Consider the following 14174-nt stretch of genomic DNA (forward strand, 5'->3'; position numbering starts at 1 on the left):
CACAGCGTCCGGCCCGCGGTTTCGGGCCGGTCATGGGATGACGCGGGGCCGCGGCCCGCCGTTGCGAGGATCAGAACGGGATTTCGTCGTCCAGATCGCGGTTCGATCCGCCACCGCCGCCGCCCGAGGAGCTGCCGCCATAGCCGCCGTCGCGGTCGTCGTAGCCGCCCGAGGAGCCGCCGCCATAGCTGCCGCCACCACCACCGCCGCCGCCTTCGCCGCGGCCGTCGAGCAGGGTGAGTTCACTGCGATAGGGGCGCAGCACCACTTCGGTGGAATAGCGGTCCTGCCCGGACTGGTCCTGCCATTTCCGGGTTTCCAGCTGGCCCTCGATATAGACCTTCGAGCCCTTGCGCAGGTACTGCTCGGCGATCCGGGCGAGGGGTTCCGAGAAGATGGCGACCGAGTGCCATTCCGTCCGCTCCCGACGTTCGCCGGTGTTGCGATCCTTCCAGTTCTCCGACGTGGCGATCCGCAGGTTGCAGACCTTGCCGCCGTTCTGGAACGACCGGACCTCGGGGTCGCGCCCCAGATTGCCCACGATAATCACCTTGTTCACCGATCCGGCCATGGCTGCCCCCTATGCAGATTCTACAGGTTTCGACGGTTACACCAGAGTGTCGCCAAAAGGTAAAGTTTTCGGAGAATGGGAACGGTCCGCCCGGAATGGCACCCGTCAGGGCCGATGCGCGGCCCTCCGCCGACGGTGCCGGGGCCCCGGAACCCGCCAAGTTTGCTGTGGCCAACCGGGGGCCGGGTTCTGTATGGTGCCCTGCGAAGGACGGACGCGGGACAACGGGGGACGGTTCTTTTGCGACAGGCCAGACGTGCGCTCATCATGGCGATCCTGACCGCAGGCGTGGCCATGCCCGAAATCGGGCTGGCGGATGTGCTGTCGTCGCGAAACCGCAGCCAGCTCTTCGGCACCCAGACGAGCGTTCTGGATAACCGGGCCTCCCAGCAATACAACAACTCGGTCCGGCTGCAGCCGACCCGCGTGGTCACGCCTTCGAAATGGGGCGACGAAACCGTGAAGGCATGGCGCGGCCGGTATCGCGGTCCGCACCTCGCGACGGCCCGCGCCGCCGCGCGCCGCCACGGCATCCCCGAGGACCTGTTCCTGCGCCTCGTCCAGCAGGAAAGCGGCTGGAACGACAAGGCGCGGTCGCACAAGGGCGCGATCGGTCTGGCGCAGCTGATGCCGGCGACGGCCCGCTTCCTCGGCGTCAACCCGCACGACCCGGGCGAGAACCTCGAAGGCGGGGCGCGGTATCTCGCGCAGCAGTACCGCAAGTTCAAGTCCTGGCGGCTGGCCCTCGCCGCCTACAACGCGGGGCCGATGGCCGTGCAGAAATACGACGGCGTGCCGCCCTACAAGGAAACCCGCAACTACGTCCGGATCATCTGGGGCAGCTGAGGCTTTCCGGACACGGCCGGCCGGCCCCCCGCCCGGGGCCGGAACCTTCGACCCGGGCCGGGGTTTAAGTTCCACAACGCAAAGCGAATGCCTGTGCCAGGGCTGCCGGTCCCCGATGGCCGTCGCGCAGGCGTGAAAGGAACTGGAAATGTTCAAGAAAACCGTCACCGCCGCAGGGCTCGCCCTGTTCGCCGCGACCCCCGTCTTCGCCGTCGAGGGCCCCTTCGCCGTCAAGGAGGTGGATGCCGACACCTATTTCGAGGCGATGGAGAACCCCAACGCGCTGGATTACTATCCCAACATAGCCGAGGACATCGAGAGCGCCGTGCGCGCCCGCGCCGACATGGCCGATGACGAGGACTATCGCCCGATCAACATCGACATCGTGGTGACCGCGCTGCGGCTCAACGACAGCCCGGTGCTGACCGACGAGGGCGAGTTCAACATCCTCGAGGGCATCGTCAACATCCGCGACACCGCCGAGACGGAAGCCGATCCCGTGATCAGCGAACCGGTCGTTCTGCGGGCGGAAGAGGCGGCGGTTTCCTATCCCGCCTTCTCTCCGGACAACAACGCCTTCTACAATGCGATGGTCGCGGCCTTCGCGGAGCGCGCGGTCGCGCTTGCCGAGAGCGTGGACACGCTCCCGGACGAGGGCGAAGTGCGCAACTGATCCCGTGATTGCCGGCCCCGACGGGGCCGGGGAACGCAGATGGAAAAAGCAGATACAGGGACCCCCGGGCCGACCGGGGGTCCCTTGCACGCCTATTCGGCCGCGTGCTTGATCACCGGCTCCATCGCGGCGAATTTCTCCTCGCTCAGGTGGCACTTGATCTGGTGGCCCTCCCGGACCCGCATCGGCGGCACCTCGGTCTCGCAGAGGTTGCCGGGCACTTCGGATTTCCAGCGGCACCGCGTCTGGAACGGGCAGCCCGACGGCGGGTTCATGGCCGAGGGAACGTCGCCCTCGAGCACGATGTGCTTTTTCTCGACCGCGGTATCGGCGATCGGCACGGCGGAAAGCAGCGCCTCGGTATAGGGATGATAGGGTGGGCTGAAGACCTGGTCGGTGGTGCCCATCTCGACCACGTGGCCCAGATACATCACCAGCACCCGGTCCGAGAGATACCGCACGATGCCGAGATCGTGCGAGATGAAGAGAAGTGTCGCCTTCTCCTCCCGCTGGATCTCCATCAGCAGGTCGGTCACGGCAGCCTGCACCGAGACGTCGAGGGCCGAGACCGGCTCGTCCGCCACCACGATCCGCGCGCCGCCGGCAAAGGCCCGCGCGATGCCGACGCGCTGCTTCTGACCGCCAGAGAGCTGCCGCGGCATCCGGTCGGCGAAGGCGCGGGGCAGCTTCACGAGATCGAGCAGGTCGAGCATCTTGTCCCGCCGCTCGGCGTCGGTCGCGCCATGGCCGAAGACCTCGAGCGCCCGGATGATCTGCCGCCCCACGGTCATCGAGGGGTTGAGCGTGTCGAACGGGTTCTGGAAGACCATCTGCACGTCGGCCACGGTGCCGGCCCCGCGCTTGTCGATCGGCGTGTCCTGGATCTCGCGGTTGTCGAGCAGGATCTTTCCCTCGGTCGCGGTCTCCAGCCCCATCAGCACCTTGGCGAAGGTCGACTTGCCACAGCCCGATTCGCCCACGATGGCGAGCGTCTCGCCCTCGCGCGCCTCGAAGCTGAGCGTCTCGTTGGCCCTGACCACCTTCCTCGCGCCGCCGCCGAAGAGCGCGTTGGCCGAGACCTCGTAGTATTTCTTCAACTCGTCCATTCGCAGCACGACATCGCCGGCCTCGGACCTTTCCTTGCGGTCATGCGCGGCGAGCGGCGCGTCCCAGTCGATCTCGTCATGGCGCAGGCAGCGGGTGGTGTGCCGGTCGTAGCCCTTAATATCGAACATCGGGATCTCTCGGGCATCGCAGCGGCCCTTCTGGAAATAGTCGCAGCGCGGCCCGAAATTGCAGCCCGGGGGCCGTTCGTGAGGCAGGGGGAAGTTGCCGGGGATGGCCTTGAGCGGGCGCGTGTTCTTGTCGGCGCCGGGCAGGGGAATCGAGCGGAAGAGCGCCTGGGTATAGGGGTGGCGCATCCGGTCGAAGACGTCCCCGATCGAGCCGCGCTCGACCGCCTCGCCGGAGTACATCACGCAGATCCGGTCGCAGGTCTCCAGCACCAGGCCGAGGTTGTGGGAGATGAAGAGCATCGAGGTGCCGTATTTCTTGCCGAGATCCTTGACCAGATCGACGATGGCCGCCTCGACGGTCACGTCGAGCGCGGTGGTCGGCTCGTCCAGGATCAGCAGGGCGGGCTTCGACATCAGCGCCATGGCGATGACGATGCGCTGCTGCTGCCCGCCGGACAACTGGTGCGGGAAACTGTCGAGCATCCGTTTCGGATCGGGCAGCTTCACGTCGGTCACCACCTGCAGGGCGCGGTCGTAGGCCTCTTTCTCGGACACGCCCTCGTGGATGCGGGGCACTTCCATCAGTTGTTTGCCGATCTTCATCGCCGGGTTCAGCGAGGCCATGGACTCCTGATAGATCATCGCGATCTCGTTGCCGCGGATGTCGCGCAGCGCGGCGTCGCCGAGGGTGGCGAGGTCGCGGCCGCGGAAGCGGATCGAGCCGCCGGTGATCCGGCCGTTGACCCCGAGATCCTGCATCACGCCGAGCGCGACGGTGGACTTGCCGCAGCCGGATTCGCCCACCAGCCCGACGGCCTCTCCCGGCTGGACCGTGACCGAGAAGTCCATCACCGCCGGGATCTCGCGCAGGCGCGTGAAGAAGGAGATCGAGAGGTTGTCGATCTCGAGGATGGGGCCGGTGTGATCGGGGGATGTCATGGCGTTCTCCCCGGGCGGGCGCGATCCGGCGGCGCGCCTGCGGCGCACGCGACCTGCGGGGAATGAGGGGGCGCTGCCCCCTCAAGCTCCCCCGGGATATTTCGGGACCAAAGAAGCATGGGGTCAGTCCTTGAGGCTTTCCTCGCGCAGGCCGTCGGCGAGGAGGTTGAGGCCGAGCACGAGGCTGAGCAGTGCGACGGCGGGGACGATGGCGGGATGGGGGTAGATCGACAGCAGCTTGCGCCCCTGGTTGATCGTCGTGCCCCAGTCGGGGCTGTCCGAGGGCAGGCCGAGGCCGAAGAATCCGAGCGTGCCGAGCAGGATCGTGGTGTAGCCGATGCGCAGGCAGAAATCGACGATCAGCGGTCCGCGGGCGTTCGGCAGTATTTCCCACAACATGATGTACCAGGGGCCTTCGCCCCGGGTCTGGGCGGCGGCCACGTAGTCGCGGGTCTGGATGTCGAGCGTCAGGCCGCGCACGATGCGGAAGACCGTGGGTGCGTTGACGAAGACCACCGAGACGAAGACCACCAGGATGCCGCCGGGAATGTCGAAGAGGTCGAGCTGTGCGGGCAGGAAGGCCACCGGCGTGCCGCCGTCGTTGATCAGCGAGAGATAGAGCCAGCCCAGGACGAGGAGGATCGCCGCGATCAGCGTGTTCCGGCGCGCGGGTTGCGTGTGGAACCGTGCGTTGATCATCACGCAGAGAAAGAGGATCGGCAGGATGAAGAGGACGATCGCCATGTAGGAGGGGATGCCGGAGGCCACCATCTCGGGCGTGACCAGCAGATAGAAGAGCAGGATCACCGGGAAGGCGAGGATCAGGTTCGCCAGGAACGACAGACCCGTGTCCAGCCGCCCGCCGAAATAGCCCGCCGGAAGGCCGAGGGTGATCCCGGCCATGAAGGCGAAGAGCGTGGCCAGCGGCGCGACCCGGATCACCACCCAGGCCCCCTGGACCATGCGGGAGAAGATGTCGCGGGCCAGCGTGTCGCCGCCCAGCAGGTAGTAGGGATAATCGCCCTCGCCCGCGCCGCGCAGGGGCGTGCCCGGCACCTTGTTCTTCATTCCCGAGACGGCGGTCAGCGGATCATGGGTCACGATCCAGTCGAAGAGACCGGCGAAGAGCGCCGTGAAGATCCAGAACATGACGATGCCGAAGCCGATCATGCCGATCATGTTGTCGAAGAGCTTGCCGTAGAGGCCGAGCCGCCGCTTGTAGGTGATCGAGACCGCGAAGGTCACCGCGAGGGCGGCCCAGACCGGCAGGAGCCGGGCGGAGAGTGCGCCGATGATGCCCTTGTTCTCGACGCCGGGGATGACCCATCCGCCGACGAGATAGATCGCGGCGATGGCGATGATCACCCCCATGGCCGCCTGTACCGCCAGCCGCGCCCAGTCGGCGGGGCTGCGGCACATCGCCAGGGTGCCGCCGCCGCCGGTCACCGGGTCGGGGGCGGGCAGGAAGGACAGCAGGATCGAGGCGAGAGCCGCCAGGACAAGGACGGCCAGCGCGGCGAGGAGAACCGGATTGAGCACGGGGCCGAGCAGGCCGGTCCAGGTCAGCGGATCCATCACGGCGCCTCCTTACGAAATCCGGATACGGGGGTTGAGGTAGACATAGCCGATGTCCGAGATCAGCTGCGTGACCAGCACGACGATGACCGAGACCACCGAGATACCCATCAGCAGGTCGATGTCGTTGTTGCCGGCGGCCTGGACCAGCGCCCAGCCCAGCCCCTTGTAGTTGAAGAGCGTCTCGACGATCACCACGCCGTTCAGCAGCCAGGGGAACTGCAGCATGATCACCGTGAAGGGCGCGATCAGCGCGTTCCTGAGCGCGTGCTTCAGCACGATGTTGCGGAAGGTCACGCCCTTGAGCCGCGCGGTGCGGATGTATTGCGCCGTCATCACCTCGGCCATCGAGGCACGGGTCATCCGGGCGATGTAGCCCATGCCGAAGAGGGCGATGGTCAGCACCGGCAGGAAGAAATTCTCGAAGGTGGCGTTCTCCATCGCCGCGGTGGCCGTGCCCTTGAACCATTTCAGCCCCACGGCCGAGGAGGCGAAGACCGCGATCAGGATCACGCCCGAGACATATTCCGGCGTCGCGGTCGTGGCGATCGAGAGGGTGGAGAGGGACCGGTCCGTCCTCGACCCCTCGCGCATCCCCGCGAGCACGCCGATGAGCAGCGCCGCGGGCACCATCAGCAGCATGACCCAGACCATCAGCTTTCCGGTCATGTAGAGCCGCGTGCCCACGATGGTTGCGACATCGTCGCGGAAGACCCGGCTGACGCCCCAGTTGCCCTGCAGCACGCCGCAGTAGACGGGCGCCGCGGCGGCCGCGGTCTGCGGGCCGATGCAGCGCCCGCTGGTTCGTCCGTCGTCCTCGTGCGTCCATCCCGGGATCACGCCCAGCCATTCGCCGTAGCGCAGGATCATCGGTCGCCCGAACCCGTGGTTTTGCAGATAGCGCGCGACCTCCTCGTCGGACATGCGCGCGTTGCCCTCGAACTTGGCGACCTTCTCCAGCATTGCGGGCTGGTTGGTCAGGAAGAACACGACGAAGCTGAGGCAGAGCGCCGTCAGCAGCATCGTCCCGATCCTTTTCAGCAGGAAGAGGAGCATCGGTTATCCCTGTGCCTGTGCCTGTGCCTGTGCCTGTGCGTGTGCCTGGGCCCGGGGGGACCCGGGGTGATGGGGCGGAGCGCCTGCGGCCTGATGTTTCCCGCCGCGACGGGGGCGCCGGTGCGGGCGCCCCGGTCGGGATCAGGCGTCCACCCACCACTTGTAATGGTGCATCTCGAAGGTGGGATGCATCTCGGCTCCGTGCACCTTGGGCTTGTAGTGCCGGAAGAGCGAGCGCCAGTAGGGCTGGATCATCACGCCCTCGTCGAGCATGATCTGCTCGAGCTTGGCCATCACCTCGGATCGCTGTCCGGCGTCGTTGATCGCCATCGCCTCGTCGAGCAGGCTGTCGAACTCGTCGTTCGCCATGGCGGTCTCGTTCCAGGCCGCCCCGGTCTTGTAGGCGAGCGCCAGGACCTGAACGCCGAGCGGACGCTGGTTCCATTCGGTCGCGGACCACGGATAGACCAGCCAGTCGTTCCAGAAGGTCGAGCCGGGCAGGATCTTGCGCTCGATATTGATCCCCGCGTCGCGCACCTGGGCGGCGACCGCGTCGCAGCTTTCGGTCTGCCACTGATCGTCGATCGAGATCAGTTCGAAGACGGTGTCGGCATGGCCCGCCTCTTCAATCATCGCGCGCGCCTTGTCCGGATCGACGGGCACGCCGGGGATTTCGGCATATTCGGGGTGGATCGGACAGACGTGGTGATGTTCGGCCACGGTGCCGTAGCCGGCATAGCCCAGCTCGAGGATGACGGCCGGATCGACGGCCATCTGCAGCGCCTTGCGCACGTTGGCGTCGTCATAGGGGGCCTGCTGCTGGTTGAAGCGGACGCAGAGCGTCGCGGCGGTGACCGCTTCGGACTTGACCCATTCCATCGCGTCCAGCACCTCGATGAACTCGCCGGTGGACTGGTAGGTCATGTCGATCTCGTCCGCGTCGGCCGCGGCCACCCAGGCGGCCATGTCGGTGCCGAAGTCGATGAACTCGATCCGGTCGAGATAGGCCCCTTCGCCCCACCACTCGTGATCGGTGTTCCGGACCAGAACCTGCTTGACGCCGACCTCGTTCTGTTCGGGATAAAAGGGCCCGGTGCCGATGGGGTTCGCCGCCGGATCGCCGCCGTCGTAGGACGGATGCACGATGGCCGCCGGGTAATCCGCCATGCTGGGAATGATTGTGATGTCCGGGGTCGAGGTCCTGAGAACCACGGTGTGGTCGTCGACCTTGCTGATCGCGTCCTCGCGCGCCTCGCCGGTGGCCTCGTCGATCAGGCTGGTCATGCGCGAGGCCATCGAGTTGCCCTCGACGTTCTGTTCGCACCAGCGCCGGATGTTGAAGATCACGTCGTCGGCGGTGAAGTCGTCGCCGTTGTTCCACTTGACGCCCTGGCGCACGTTCAGGGTGTACTCGGTCGCGTCCTCGTTTGCGCTCCAGCTTTCCAGCAGCCGGCCCTCGAACGACCCGTCGCGCTGGTATTCGACCAGGTACTCCAGCCAGCCGCGGGCAAAGTTCGCCATCTGCGACCAGTCGAAATTGCGCGGATCCTTCAGCGCCTTGGTCTCCATCTGCACGCGCAGGATGCCGCCCGACTGGGGCTGCATGTCGCTCTGCGCCCGCGCCGGAGCCAGCCCGCCCAGCCCGTAGATCGTCGTCGTGGCCACGCCGAGCGCCGAGGCGCGGGTGATGAACTCGCGGCGGCTGAGCCTGCCGGTCCGGAATTCCTCGGCATACATTTCGGCCGCCGGATGGACGGCCGCCCTGGGGGTGAAGTGCTGGGTCATGGTGAGCTCCCTGTGAGACGGTTATTCTTTTGCGAAGTGCCCCGGACCGGCGGCAATGCGCACGGGACCGCGCTGATCGTCTGTCGGCCCCCGATCTCGCGAGGCGGACGTCCGCCGCGGTCCGGGGGCGCGGTCATCATATCGGGGACGATTTTCGACATGCTTTCAGTGAAAGACGACACACCGCCCCATTGCAACTTGTTTCCTTTCGGAAAAGGCTGCGCAGCCTAGGCGGGAGGATGGCGCCAACCTCCGCGGCGACGCCCGCCGGGACATCCCCCGCTGCGCCGAGCAGATGCGCGCGACGCGATGGGAAAATTGCGCGGGAAAGACCGAAGCGTTCAGGCCGCAAGCGTCTTTGACCCGAAGATCAGCCCCGGGCGGCCTGGCGCAGGGCCGAAGGCGTCCGCCCGGTCTGGTTCTGGATGAAGCGTGTGAAATACGCGGCCGAGGAAAAGCCCAGCATCTCGGCGATCAGGCGGATCGGCAGGTCGCCGCTCTCCAGCATGTCGCGCGCCGCGTAGAGCACGCGCTGCGTGATCATGTCAGCCGCCGTCAGCCCCGCCACCTGCCGGCAGGCGCGGCTCAGATGGGTCGGCGTCACGCCGAGCGCGGCGGCATAATCCGCCATCGGCTTGCCGGAGCGGTAGTCCCGCTCCACCAGAGCGCAGAAGGCCGCCGTCAACCGTTCGGCCGCCGGAATCCGGGGGGCGGGCTGGTTGTCGGGCAGGGCCAGCATCCGCCGCATCCACACCGCCAGCAGCCCGGCATGGGCGCGGGCGGCCTCGTCGCCGAAGGCGCGATGCGTCGACTGCTCGCGCTGCATGTTGTCGAGGATCGCGGTCACCTCGTTCTGGGCCATCACGTCCCGGATGCGAAGGTGGCGCGGCGTTTCGGGCCAGATGCCGGTTTCGTGGGCGGGAAGATCGACTGCGATCCCGTAGCACTGCTTGCCCAGGTCCAGCGACATCAGCGACCCGGCCGGAACGTAGAGCGCATTGTGCGCCCCGACGCCGCGCCGCTTGCCGAGGATGGTCGCCCGCCCCTGGCCGCGCGTGATCCAGAGAAACAGGTGCGAGGCCCGCGCATGCTGCAGGTCGAGCCGCCAGGCCGCCCCCATCGTCAGCTGACCCAGGCTTCTGACCCGCGGCGACGCGACCGAGGCCTCGTGCGGCGACTGCGCAAGAATGTTCTGTATCTGCATGTGATCCCCCAGAGCTTGGGTGAAGCCTAGCGGCCGTGGTTGCAATTGGTAAAGCGTCGAAGCGGTTATCCACAGCTTATCCTCGAAAATCCGCCGAAATGCGGGCAGAATGGGGAAGCTTTGTGGATAGCTTTGGGACAACCCGGCGCGACCGCGGGAATCAACCTGCGGCTGAGAGAACCTGCCAGGTTTTCATCCGGCCGCGGAACCATGTCCGCTGGCGCTTGGCGAACTGCCGCGTGGCGATCACCGCCTGGTCGCGCGCGGCGTCGAGCGGGAGCTCCCCGCGCAGGCTGGCCACCAGCTCCGGCGCGCCGATCGCCCGCGACGAGGGCAGGGCCGGATCCCAGCCGGCGAGGTTCTCACGCACCTCCTCCAGCGCGCCCTCGGCCAGCATGTGGTCGAACCGCCGCTCGATGCGCGGGGTCAGCCAGGACCGGGGCGCGTCGATCAGCAGGCATTCCGCACGCCCCGCGGGCAGCAGCGGCGCCGGCGTGTCGTCCTGCCAGTCGGCCAGGGGCCGGCCCGTCGCCTTCAACACCTCCCAGGCCCGCTGCACCCGCATCGGGTTGGCCCGGTCGATCCGCGACAGCGTCTCGGGGTCGAGCGCCTCCAGCAGGGGGGCGAGCCCCGCCTCGGCCCGCAATCGGTCGCCTTGCGCGCGGATCGCGGGCGGGGTTGCGGGGATCTCGGCCAGCCCTTCGGTCAGGGCCGAGAAATAGAGCCCCGTCCCGCCGACGATCACCGGTCGGGCGCCGGAGAGAAGCGGCCGTACCTCGCGCAGCCATTCCCCCACGGAATAGACATGCCGCCGATCGACATGGCCATAGAGCCGGTGCGGAACCGCCGCCGTCTCCTCGGGAGAGGGGCGCGCGGTCAGCACCCGCCAGTTGTCGTAGACCTGGATCGCATCGGCATTCACGACGACCCCGCCGTCGCGCGCCGCGATCTCCATCGCCAGCGCCGACTTGCCCGAGGCGGTCGGCCCGGCGATCAGCACCGGCCGCTCGCGCGAGAGCCCGCGGAGGATCATCGGGGGGATCATCTCGGGTCCGCTTTCGGATTGCCGGATTGGTGCATTGAACTGCCGCTGCTTTTCGACCATTTTGCCGCCAGCCTACCCCCCAGCCAAGACGGAGCGCAACATGGCCGAAGATCAGCCCAGGACAACCTACAGGCGCGTTCTGCTGAAGATATCCGGAGAGGCTCTGATGGGGGATCAGGGCTATGGCCTGAACCCGCCGACGGTCGAACGCATCGCCCGCGAGGTCAAGTCGGTCCACGACCTCGGCGTCGAGATCTGCATGGTGATCGGCGGCGGCAACATCTTCCGCGGCCTCGCCGGCTCGGCCCAGGGGATGGAGCGGACGACCGCCGACTACATGGGCATGTTGGCCACCGTGATGAACGCCCTGGCCATGCAGTCCGCGCTCGAGGGGCTGGGCGTCTACACCCGCGTGATCAGCGCCATCCCGATGGACCAGGTCTGCGAACCCTACATCCGCCGCCGCGCCGTCCGGCACCTGGAGAAGGGCCGGGTCTGCATCTTCGCCGCCGGCACCGGCAATCCCTATTTCACCACCGACACGGCCGCCACCCTGCGCGCCAACGAGATGGCCTGCGAGGCGATCTTCAAGGGTACCAAGGTCGACGGGGTCTACGACAGGGACCCGATCGAGTTTCCCGAGGCGCAGCGCTTCGACAGCGTCACCTACGACGAGGTCCTGGCGCGGCATCTGAACGTGATGGACGCCTCTGCCATCGCCCTGGCGCGCGACAACCGCAAGCCGATCATCGTCTTCTCGCTGGACGAGCCGGGCGGCTTCAAGGGCATCCTCGCGGGGCAGGGCACCTATACGATCGTGCGGGACTGACCGAGCGGCGCGCGCGTCCCGCGACGCCCCGCCCGCCGTCCCGCCGCCGTGCTTCGTCCCGGCGCCCGACCGCGAACCCTCCGGCCCGCGAAAGGGGGCGCTGCCCCCTCCCGACAAAGCGCGCTTTGTCGGACACCCCCGGGATATTTTCCGGACCAAAGAAAGGGGGCGCCGAGGCCATGCTTCTTTGGTCCGAAAAATATCCCCGCCGGAGGCATCGGGCGCTTTCGCAGAAAGGGCCCGACCACGGGGGCGGAACCGCGGGGGGCCACGCGACGCCTATACATCGCGGAACACCTGCCGTATTACCGCCCTGACCGAATGAATACGGGGAAGACCCATGTCTGACGACTTCGAGCTGGACACCGATGACCTGCAACGCCGCATGGAAGGCACCATGAGCAACCTGAGGACGGAATTCGCCTCGCTCCGGACCGGGCGGGCCTCTGCCTCGATGCTGGAACCCGTGATGGTGGATGCCTACGGCTCGATGACCCCCGTCAACCAGGTCGGCACCGTCAACGTGCCCGAACCGCGCATGGTCACCGTCAACGTCTGGGACAAGAACCTGGTCGGCAAGGTCGAGAAGGCGATCCGCGAGAGCGGGCTGGGCATCAACCCGCAGCTCAACGGCACCATCATCATGCTGCCCATTCCCGAACTCAACGAAGAGCGCCGCCGCGAGCTGGGCAAGGTTGCCGCGCAATATGCCGAGAGCGCCCGCGTCGCCATCCGCAACGTCCGCCGCGACGGGATGGACCAGATCAAGAAGGCCAAGGCCGACGGCCTCTCGGAGGACGATCAGAAGTTCTGGGAAAGCGAGGTGCAGGATCTGACGGATACCTACACCAAGAAGGTCGACGAGGCGCTGGAGGCCAAGCAGGAAGAGATCATGCAGGTCTGATCCTGCGGGCGGTTCATGAGCAGCAGGGTCGAGGATATCCGGCGGGGTCCCCGCCACGTCGCCATCATCATGGACGGCAACGGCCGGTGGGCGACCATGCGGGGACGCCCGAGGCTCTTCGGTCATCATGCCGGGGCCAAGCGCGTGCGCGAGATCGTCGAGGCCTGTCCGGATCTCGGGGTCGAGTACCTGACCATCTTCGGCTTCTCGACCGAGAACTGGAAGCGTACCCAGATCGAGGTGGCGGGTCTCATGAGCCTCTTCCGCCGCTACATCCAGAAGGAGGCCCGCGCCCTCAGGGCACATGACGTGCGGGTCCGTTTCATCGGCGACAGGCCCGGGCTCGATCCGAAGTTGCAGGCCCTGATGGACGAGCTCGAGGAACTGACGGCGCAATGCCACGGCACCAACCTGACCATCGCGCTGAACTACGGGGGCCGCGACGAGGTGGCGCGCGCGACCCGCAGACTGGCCGAGGATGTCGCGGCGGGGCGGCTCTGCCCCGGCGACGTCGATGTCGAAACCCTGCCGAAATACCTCGATACCCGCGTCCTGCCCGATCCCGATCTCGTGATCCGCACCAGCGGCGAGGCGCGGATCTCGAACTTCCTGCTCTGGCAGTCGGCCTATGCGGAATACGAGTTCATCGACACGCTCTGGCCGGATTTCTCCGAAGAGGTCTTTGCCAGGCTCATCGCCAGCTATGCCGGGCGCGACCGCCGGTACGGCGGGGTGAGGGCCTGACATGGCGCGCTCCTGGGAGGATCTGACGGCGCGGGTCACCTCGGGCCTCGGCATGGTCGCCGCCGGTCTCGTCGTGATCTGGATCGGCGGGCATGTGCTGCGGATCGGCTTCGCCCTCGTGGCTGCGGGCATGGTCTGGGAACTGGTCCGCCTGCTAGCGCCGGAGGCCGGGAAGTCGGCCCTTGCCATGGCGCTGGCGGCCGGCGGAGCCTTGCTGGGGGCGATCTACCTGCCGCTGTTGCTGGCCCTGCCGCTGCTGCTGGCCCCGGCGATGGCGGGTCTCGCCTGGGTGCCGCGCCACCGGGTGCTCTATCTCAGTTTCACCGCGATGATCCTGGTGGCCGCCTTCGGCATGGTCCAGCTGCGCGAGATTTCGGGCGTGGTCTGGCTGCTCTGGCTCGTCCTCGTGGTCGTCGTGACCGACATCGCCGGCTATTTCGCCGGGCGGGCCATCGGCGGACCCAAGTTCTGGCCTCGCGTCAGTCCCAAGAAGACTTGGGCCGGCACGGTCGCGGGTTGGGTCGGCGCCGCCGTGATCGGCCTGGCCTTTGCGGCGCGGACCGAGATGGGGCCGGGGCTGATTGGGCTCTCCGTCGCGGTCGCCATGGCCTCGCAGATGGGCGACATGGCCGAGAGCGCGATGAAACGCAGGGTCGGCGCCAAGGACAGCTCGTCCCTGATCCCCGGCCATGGCGGGTTGCTGGACCGGTTCGACGGGATGCTGGGCGGCGCGGTCTTCTGCTGCTGATCGGTCCCTGGGCCGTCTGC

At 67.3% G+C, this 14174-nt stretch carries 13 protein-coding genes; 6 read left to right on the forward strand and 7 right to left on the reverse strand.

The features are described 5' to 3' along the window. Positions 1–70: 70 nt before the first annotated feature. A complete protein-coding gene (gene ssb / locus OB2597_RS05795) occupies positions 71–571 on the reverse strand; it encodes a single-stranded DNA-binding protein (RefSeq protein ID WP_009804596.1) in 501 nt (166 codons plus the stop codon). A gap of 267 nt (positions 572–838) precedes the next feature. Here ssb and OB2597_RS05800 point away from each other — a divergent pair, with 267 nt between their 5' ends. Beyond that, the gene (locus OB2597_RS05800) at positions 839–1417 is read left to right on the forward strand and encodes a lytic transglycosylase domain-containing protein (protein WP_040609154.1); all 579 of its coding nucleotides are present in this window, start codon (positions 839–841) and stop codon (positions 1415–1417) included. A 148-nt stretch (positions 1418–1565) separates the two neighbouring features. After that, positions 1566–2090 carry a hypothetical protein gene (locus OB2597_RS05805; RefSeq protein ID WP_009804598.1) on the forward strand — a complete coding sequence of 175 codons (525 nt, stop codon included), beginning with the start codon at positions 1566–1568 and terminating at the stop codon, positions 2088–2090. Positions 2091–2182: 92 nt separating this feature from the next. Here the strand turns inward: OB2597_RS05805 and OB2597_RS05810 are convergent, their stop codons facing one another. The 6 genes from OB2597_RS05810 to miaA all read right to left on the reverse strand — a co-directional run bounded on the left by OB2597_RS05810 (position 2183) and on the right by miaA (position 10929). After that, positions 2183–4264 carry a dipeptide ABC transporter ATP-binding protein gene (locus tag OB2597_RS05810; RefSeq protein ID WP_009804599.1) on the reverse strand — a complete coding sequence of 694 codons (2082 nt, stop codon included), beginning with the start codon at positions 4262–4264 and terminating at the stop codon, positions 2183–2185. Between the two features lie 123 nt (positions 4265–4387). Then, positions 4388–5839 carry an ABC transporter permease gene (locus OB2597_RS05815; protein ID WP_009804600.1) on the reverse strand — a complete coding sequence of 484 codons (1452 nt, stop codon included), beginning with the start codon at positions 5837–5839 and terminating at the stop codon, positions 4388–4390. Positions 5840–5851: 12 nt separating this feature from the next. After that, complete coding sequence (locus tag OB2597_RS05820; protein WP_009804601.1) at positions 5852–6895, reverse strand: ABC transporter permease; 1044 nt, start codon at positions 6893–6895, stop codon at positions 5852–5854. Positions 6896–7036: 141 nt separating this feature from the next. Continuing rightward, positions 7037–8680, reverse strand: a complete 1644-nt coding sequence (locus OB2597_RS05825; RefSeq protein WP_009804602.1) for an ABC transporter substrate-binding protein — start codon at positions 8678–8680, stop codon at positions 7037–7039. Positions 8681–9050: 370 nt separating this feature from the next. Next, entirely contained in the window at positions 9051–9884 is an 834-nt protein-coding gene (locus OB2597_RS05830; RefSeq protein WP_009804603.1) for a helix-turn-helix transcriptional regulator, read from the reverse strand. 160 nt (positions 9885–10044) lie between these two features. Then, positions 10045–10929 (reverse strand): tRNA (adenosine(37)-N6)-dimethylallyltransferase MiaA, encoded by an 885-nt coding sequence (gene miaA / locus OB2597_RS05835; RefSeq protein WP_040609156.1) that lies wholly within the window; start codon positions 10927–10929, stop codon positions 10045–10047. A 100-nt stretch (positions 10930–11029) separates the two neighbouring features. On the opposite strand from miaA, the gene pyrH reads away from it, so the two are divergent. The 4 genes from pyrH to OB2597_RS05855 all read left to right on the forward strand — a co-directional run bounded on the left by pyrH (position 11030) and on the right by OB2597_RS05855 (position 14154). Further along, positions 11030–11758 (forward strand): UMP kinase, encoded by a 729-nt coding sequence (gene pyrH / locus OB2597_RS05840; protein WP_009804605.1) that lies wholly within the window; start codon positions 11030–11032, stop codon positions 11756–11758. 340 nt (positions 11759–12098) lie between these two features. Next, complete coding sequence (frr, locus tag OB2597_RS05845) at positions 12099–12662, forward strand: ribosome recycling factor (protein ID WP_009804606.1); 564 nt, start codon at positions 12099–12101, stop codon at positions 12660–12662. A gap of 15 nt (positions 12663–12677) precedes the next feature. After that, complete coding sequence (gene uppS, locus OB2597_RS05850; RefSeq protein WP_009804607.1) at positions 12678–13406, forward strand: polyprenyl diphosphate synthase; 729 nt, start codon at positions 12678–12680, stop codon at positions 13404–13406. Position 13407: 1 nt separating this feature from the next. Next, entirely contained in the window at positions 13408–14154 is a 747-nt protein-coding gene (locus tag OB2597_RS05855) for a phosphatidate cytidylyltransferase (protein ID WP_009804608.1), read from the forward strand. The last annotated feature ends 20 nt before the right edge of the window (positions 14155–14174 follow it).

This window comes from Pseudooceanicola batsensis HTCC2597 (assembly GCF_000152725.1).
GTDB lineage: Bacteria > Pseudomonadota > Alphaproteobacteria > Rhodobacterales > Rhodobacteraceae > Pseudooceanicola > Pseudooceanicola batsensis.

Excerpts from the sequence above, each read along its gene's own strand:
- ssb (WP_009804596.1), bottom strand. The coding sequence starts at position 571 with ATGGCCGGATCGGTGAACAAGGTGATTATCGTGGGCAATCTGGGGCGC.
- OB2597_RS05800 (WP_040609154.1), top strand. The coding sequence starts at position 839 with ATGGCGATCCTGACCGCAGGCGTGGCCATGCCCGAAATCGGGCTGGCG.
- OB2597_RS05805 (WP_009804598.1), top strand. The coding sequence starts at position 1,566 with ATGTTCAAGAAAACCGTCACCGCCGCAGGGCTCGCCCTGTTCGCCGCG.
- OB2597_RS05810 (WP_009804599.1), bottom strand. The coding sequence starts at position 4,264 with ATGACATCCCCCGATCACACCGGCCCCATCCTCGAGATCGACAACCTC.
- OB2597_RS05815 (WP_009804600.1), bottom strand. The coding sequence starts at position 5,839 with ATGGATCCGCTGACCTGGACCGGCCTGCTCGGCCCCGTGCTCAATCCG.
- OB2597_RS05820 (WP_009804601.1), bottom strand. The coding sequence starts at position 6,895 with ATGCTCCTCTTCCTGCTGAAAAGGATCGGGACGATGCTGCTGACGGCG.
- OB2597_RS05825 (WP_009804602.1), bottom strand. The coding sequence starts at position 8,680 with ATGACCCAGCACTTCACCCCCAGGGCGGCCGTCCATCCGGCGGCCGAA.
- OB2597_RS05830 (WP_009804603.1), bottom strand. The coding sequence starts at position 9,884 with ATGCAGATACAGAACATTCTTGCGCAGTCGCCGCACGAGGCCTCGGTC.
- miaA (WP_040609156.1), bottom strand. The coding sequence starts at position 10,929 with ATGATCCCCCCGATGATCCTCCGCGGGCTCTCGCGCGAGCGGCCGGTG.
- pyrH (WP_009804605.1), top strand. The coding sequence starts at position 11,030 with ATGGCCGAAGATCAGCCCAGGACAACCTACAGGCGCGTTCTGCTGAAG.
- frr (WP_009804606.1), top strand. The coding sequence starts at position 12,099 with ATGTCTGACGACTTCGAGCTGGACACCGATGACCTGCAACGCCGCATG.
- uppS (WP_009804607.1), top strand. The coding sequence starts at position 12,678 with ATGAGCAGCAGGGTCGAGGATATCCGGCGGGGTCCCCGCCACGTCGCC.
- OB2597_RS05855 (WP_009804608.1), top strand. The coding sequence starts at position 13,408 with ATGGCGCGCTCCTGGGAGGATCTGACGGCGCGGGTCACCTCGGGCCTC.